Annotated in this window: 3 protein-coding genes and 2 pseudogenes; 2 read left to right on the top strand and 3 right to left on the bottom strand. The window is 69.8% G+C overall.

What is annotated here, in order from left to right:
* Positions 1–61: 61 nt before the first annotated feature.
* From uvrB to FrCorBMG51_RS13615, 3 genes and pseudogenes are all read right to left on the bottom strand, one after another.
* A pseudogene (gene uvrB / locus FrCorBMG51_RS13625) lies at positions 62–1,747 on the bottom strand (excinuclease ABC subunit UvrB); the annotation flags it as partial.
* 77 nt (positions 1,748–1,824) lie between these two features.
* Positions 1,825–2,424: a dephospho-CoA kinase gene (gene coaE / locus FrCorBMG51_RS13620; protein WP_083731115.1), complete on the bottom strand. Its 600-nt coding sequence runs from the start codon at positions 2,422–2,424 to the stop codon at positions 1,825–1,827.
* 130 nt (positions 2,425–2,554) lie between these two features.
* A complete protein-coding gene (locus FrCorBMG51_RS13615) occupies positions 2,555–2,968 on the bottom strand; it encodes an SHOCT domain-containing protein (protein ID WP_338052749.1) in 414 nt (137 codons plus the stop codon).
* Positions 2,969–3,428: 460 nt separating this feature from the next.
* Here FrCorBMG51_RS13615 and FrCorBMG51_RS13610 point away from each other — a divergent pair, with 460 nt between their 5' ends.
* Together FrCorBMG51_RS13610 and FrCorBMG51_RS33165 are read left to right on the top strand one after the other, a co-directional pair.
* Positions 3,429–4,058 (top strand): DUF4389 domain-containing protein, encoded by a 630-nt coding sequence (locus FrCorBMG51_RS13610; protein WP_047223455.1) that lies wholly within the window; start codon positions 3,429–3,431, stop codon positions 4,056–4,058.
* 117 nt (positions 4,059–4,175) lie between these two features.
* Positions 4,176–5,813: pseudogene (locus FrCorBMG51_RS33165) on the top strand (FdhF/YdeP family oxidoreductase); the annotation flags it as partial.
* Positions 5,814–5,868 lie beyond the last annotated feature (55 nt).

Raw genomic sequence — 5,868 nt, 5'->3', positions numbered from 1 at the left:
TGGCCCGCCGCATCGACGGGGTGATGGCGTCGGCGTACATGTGCACCTGGCCGGAGACGTTGCGGGCGGCCCGGCCGATGGTCTGGATCAGCGACTTGTCCGACCGCAGGAAGCCCTCCTTGTCGGCGTCCAGGATGGACACCAGTGACACCTCGGGCAGGTCCAGCCCCTCCCGCAGCAGGTTGATGCCGACCAGCACGTCGAACTCGCCCTTGCGCAGGCCGGTGAGCAGCTCGACGCGGCGGAGCGTGTCGATGTCGCTGTGCAGGTAGCGGACCCGGATGCCGAGCTCGAGCAGGTAGTCGGTGAGGTCCTCGGCCATCTTCTTGGTCAGCGTCGTGACCAGCACCCGCTCGTCACGTTCGGCGCGGATGCGGATCTCGCCGACGAGGTCGTCGATCTGCCCCCTGGTCGGTTTGAGCACGACCTCCGGGTCGAGCAGGCCGGTCGGCCGGATGATCTGCTCGACCACGCCGTCGGCGCGGGAGAGCTCGTACGGACCGGGGGTCGCCGACAGGTACACCGTCTGGTCGATGCGGGCGCAGAACTCCTCCCAGCGCAGCGGCCGGTTGTCCATCGCGCTGGGCAGCCGGAAACCGTGCTCGACCAGGTTGCGCTTGCGCGACATGTCGCCCTCGAACATCCCGCCGATCTGCGGGACCGTGTTGTGCGACTCGTCGATGACCAGCAGGAAGTCGTCCGGGAAATAGTCCAGCAGCGTATGCGGTGCGCTGCCGGCGGCCCGGCCGTCGATGTGCCGGGAGTAGTTCTCGATGCCCGAGCAGAAACCGACCTGGCGCATCATCTCGATGTCATAGGTGGTGCGCATCCGCAGCCGCTGGGCCTCCAGCAGCCTGCTCTGGCGTTCCAGCTCGGCGAGCCGGTCGGTGAGCTCCGTCTCGATGCCCGCGATCGCCCGTTCCATGCGTTCCGGGCCGGCCACGTAGTGGGTGGCGGGGAAGACGAACACCTCCTGCGCCTCACGGACGATCTCGCCGGTGAGCGGGTGCAGGTAGGCCAGCCGTTCGATCTCGTCGCCGAACATCTCGATCCGGACGGCGAGCTCCTCGTAGACGGGGAACACCTCGACGGTGTCGCCGCGGACCCGCAGCGTCCCCCGGGTGAAGGCGATGTCGTTGCGGGCGTACTGGACGTCGACGAACCGGCGCAGCAGGCTGTCGCGGTCGATCTCCTCCCCGACCCGCAGCCGGACCATGCGCTTGATGTACTCCTCGGGGGTGCCCAGGCCGTAGATGCAGCTCACGCTCGCCACGACCACCACGTCCCTGCGGGTGAGCAGGCTCATCGTGGCCGAGTGGCGCAGCCGCTCGACCTCCTCGTTGACCGAGGAGTCCTTCTCGATGTAGGTGTCGGTCTGCGCGATGTACGCCTCGGGCTGGTAGTAGTCGTAGTACGAGACGAAGTACTCGACGGCGTTGTGCGGCAGCAGCTCCCGGAACTCGTTGGCGAGCTGGGCCGCCAGGGTCTTGTTCGGCGCCATCACCAGCGTCGGCCGCTGCACCTGCTCTATCAGCCACGCGGTGGTGGCCGACTTGCCGGTACCGGTCGCGCCCAGCAGGACGAGGTCCTTCTCGCCGGCGCGGATCCGGCGGGCCAGCTCCGCGATCGCCGCCGGCTGGTCACCGGAGGGCTCGAAGTCGGAGACGACCTGGAACGGCGCGGTCGAACGCGTGATGTTGTTGGCGGGGCGGTCGACACCGGTGAGACGATCGGTCGTGGAGCTCACGTCCCCTACAACACCACAGACCTCCGACAATTTCGCATCCGACCCGTTCCGCGCAGGCCCGCCGCGACCGCCCGGCGCTATCCGGGCTGGTGGGCCGCGAGCAGCCGCGCCCACACCTCGTCCACCCTGGCTCGAAGATCCTCCAGGCTGCCGCCGTTGTCCACGAGAACGTCCGCGACCGCCCGGCGGGCGGCGTCGTCGGCCTGGTTGGCCATCCGCGCCCGCGCCTGTTCCGGGGGCAGGCCCCGGTCGGCCAGCCGGGCCAGGCGGACCTCCAGCGGTGCCTCCACCACGACGACCACGTCGTACCGGTCGGCAAGACCGGCTTCGACGAGCAGCGGCACATCGTAGACGACCACCGCGTCCGCTGGCGCCTGCGCCATGCGTTCGACCGCCTGGGCGCCGACCAGCGGATGCGTGATCGCCTCCAGCCGGCGGCGGGCCTCCGGGTCGGCGAACACGACCGCGCCGAGAGCCGCCCGGTCGAGCGCGCCGTCGGCACCAAGCAGATGCGAACCGAACTCCTCGACCACGGCCCGCAGCCCCGGCGTCCCGGGAGCGACCACCTCGCGGGCGAGCTGGTCCGCGTCGATCACCACCGCGCCGTGGCCGGCCAACAGCCGCGCCACCGCGCTCTTGCCCGCACCGATCCCACCGGTCAGTCCCACCCGCAGCACAGGACCGAGTCTGCCGTATCGCCGTCGCTCCTCCGCACCCGGCCGGGGCCTGACCAGGCCACAGCATCCTCGGCGATTCCTGGCACGGCAGGCTGTCGGCCAGGTCCGCGTCGGCGGCCCGGCCCGGCCATTAGGTGAGGACCTTCGCCTTCAGCCGCTGGTACTCCTCGTCCGAAATGGCGCCGCGGTCCCGCAGCTCGGCAAGGCGGCCGAGCTCGTCCGCGGGGCTGCCTCCCGGCGCGGCGCCCGGCGGGACGTGGTTGCGCAGCACCCGTTCCCGCAGCGCCTGCTCCTGCTGGGCCGCCCGCTCCATCGCCCGTTCGTGCATGCCGCCGCCCCGCACGATCAGATACACGAGGATGCCGAACAACGGAAGCACGATGGCGAGGACGACCCAGCCCGCCTTGGCCCAGCCGGACAGGTCATGGCTGAGCAGGATGTCGGACACGACCGCGAACAACAGGTAGAACCACAACATGAAAAGGAAGAACCACAACAACGTCCAGAACACGCTGAGCAGCGGATACGAATAGTCGGTGTCCACGATGACCCCCTCGGTCGGGACCCCTTCGGCCGGGCCCCTCGGTCAGGGACCCCTCGGTCGCCACGGCCTGTTCGGCGTTGCCCACGCCGGGTCCGCGGGCCAGCCGGACCCGGCGTGGCGTGCATGCGGCCCGTGGGTGCACGCGGCCGATGGAACGCGACAACCGCTACGTCCACCATGCAGGGCGACGGTGTCCGCCTCATCACCCCCACCAGGTGAATCGTCGGAGCGGCCCGCGGAACCGACCCGGAACGCGCGGCACCGGCTGGACGTCACGCCGGTTGGACATCGCGCCACGGCCGCGACTACGGTTTTGTGATGCCTGAAGGCCCGGTAATATCCGAAGCGGTGGGGAGCGGGCCGCGGTATCCGCGTCCCGGCATCCCGGCGTCCCGGGCGGGAATCCGGCGACGGCCCCCCGCCGCCGGGACAGCAATGCGAGTAACGGGAACAACGGGTCATGACGACCCCTGAAGACGAGGCGTACACCGGCGAGTACCCGGTCGCATTCACCGTGGGCTATCCGACCGACGCCCGTAACCGGCTGACGGTGTTCTTTCGAATCTTCACGGTACTGCCCATCGCTGTCGTATTCATGACCGTCAGCGGCATCTACCCCTCCTGGGGGGGCGCGGGAGCCGCCGGTGGTCTGCTGTTCCTCGGCCCACTCCTGATGATCCTGTTCCGGCGGAAGTATCCCCGCTGGTGGTTCGACTGGAATCTGAACCTGCTCCGTTTCGAGAACCGGGTGGCGGCCTATCTGCTCCTGCTGCGGGACGACTATCCCGCCACCGACGCCGAACAGGCCGTCCATCTCAGTATTCCTTATCCGGACGTATCCCGGCTCAACCGCTGGCTGCCGCTGGTCAAATGGTTCCTGGCAATCCCGCACTACGTCGTCCTGGTCTTCCTGGACATCGGCGTGGTCGTCGCGGTGATTGTCGGCTGGTTCGCCGTCCTGGCCACCGGGCGACTACCACGGGTTCTGTTCGACTACGTGGTGGGGGTACTGCGCTGGTCGAACCGGGTGATCGCGTACGCGTTCGTCCTCAGCACCGACTCCTACCCACCCTTTCGTCTCGGCCCGTGAGTCCTCGCCCTCAGCCGGGCGACCGGGCCGCAAGGTCGGCCAGTATGGTGGTTGCGATTCATTCGCTGGGCATATATTGATTCGTCGACCAGCGTCCACGTGTATGACGGAACATGCATGTCCGAATGCTCCGAACAGGAGGTGCCCGGCATGGTGCGCAGGGCGCCGGTGACGGATCCAGATCAGGGACGGGTTACGGCGGACGGCCCGGCGCGTTATGCGGCGGGGGTGCCCGGGGTGGCGCACGCGCTCGGCCAGTCGGTGGCCCAGATGGGGGTGCGGCGCAGCGTCACCACCCTGCGGCTGCTCAACCAGGCGGACGGGTTCGACTGCCCGGGCTGCGCCTGGCCGGACCCGGATCCCGCGCACCGCTCCGCCGCGGAGTTCTGCGAGAACGGGGCGAAGGCCGTCGCGGAGGAGGCGACCCTGCGCCGGCTGACACCGGAGTTCTTCGCCGCGCATCCGCTGCCGGATCTCGCCGGCCGCTCCGGCTACTGGCTCGGGCAGCAGGGCCGGCTGTGCGAACCGATGTACAGGGCGGCGGACGACGACCACTACCACCCGGTGAGCTGGGACGACGCGTTCAGGATCATCGCGGCCGAGCTGACCGGTCTGGACAGCCCCGACGAGGCCGTCTTCTACACCTCGGGACGCACCAGCAACGAGGCGGCGTTCGTCTACCAGCTGTTCGTCCGCGCGTTCGGCACCAACAACCTGCCGGACTGCTCGAACATGTGCCACGAGTCCTCCGGGGCGGCGCTCACCGAGACGATCGGCATCGGCAAGGGCAGCGTCACCCTCGACGATCTCGAACAGGCCGACCTGGTGCTCGTCGTCGGGCAGAACCCGGGGACGAACCATCCACGCATGCTCTCGACGCTGGAGCGGGTGAAGCGGGCCGGCGGCGGCATCGTCGCGGTCAACCCGCTGCCCGAGACGTCGCTGATCCGGTTCCGTAACCCGCAGCGGCCCGCCGGTGTGCTCGGGCGCGGCACCGCCCTGGCCGACCAGTATCTCCAGATCCGGCTCAACGGTGACATGGCGCTGTTCCAGGCGCTGTCACGCCGCCTGCTCGACGCCGAGGCAGCCGCCCCGGGCACGGTGCTCGACCACGGCTTCCTCGCCGCGCACACCACCGGCTTCGACGCGTTCGCCGAGCATCTGCGGACGCTGTCCGACGACGACGTCCGCACCGCCACCGGGCTCGCCGACAGCGAGATCGACGAGCTGGCCCGCCGGGCGCTGGCCGCCGAGAAGATCATCGTGTGCTGGGCGATGGGGCTCACCCAGCACGCCAACGCGGTGGCCACGATCCGGGAGGTGGTGAACTTCCTGCTCCTGCGCGGCAACATCGGCCGGCCGGGGGCGGGGGTCTGCCCGGTCCGCGGGCACAGCAACGTCCAGGGCGACCGCACGATGGGCATCTGGGAGAGGATGCCGGACGCGTTCCTCGACGCCCTCGGCGCCGAGTTCGGCTTCACCCCGCCACGGCGGAGTGGCTACGACGTCGTCGACGCGATCCGCGCGATGCGTGACGGGCGGGTGAAGGTCTTCGTCGGCATGGGCGGCAACTTCGTCGCCGCCGCGCCCGACACGGCCGTCAGCGAGGCGGCGATGCGTGGCTGCCGGCTCACCGTGCAGATCTCCACCAAGCTCAACCGCTCCCACGTGGTCACCGGCCGCCAGGCCCTCATCCTGCCCACGCTGGGCCGGACCGAGATCGACGTGCAGGCCGGCGGCCCGCAGTTCGTCACCGTCGAGGACTCGATGGGTGCCGTGCACGCCTCCCGCGGCGGCCTGCCACCGGCCG

Origin of the sequence: Protofrankia coriariae (assembly GCF_001017755.1) — a bacterium.
GTDB classification, from domain to species: Bacteria; Actinomycetota; Actinomycetes; order Frankiales; family Frankiaceae; genus Protofrankia; species Protofrankia coriariae.
This window is presented reverse-complemented; position numbering and strand designations above follow the sequence as displayed.

What these genes read in the sequence shown, in the direction of transcription:
- FrCorBMG51_RS13610 (WP_047223455.1), top strand. Translation starts at nt 3,429, where the DNA reads ATGACGACCCCTGAAGACGAGGCGTACACCGGCGAGTACCCGGTCGCA.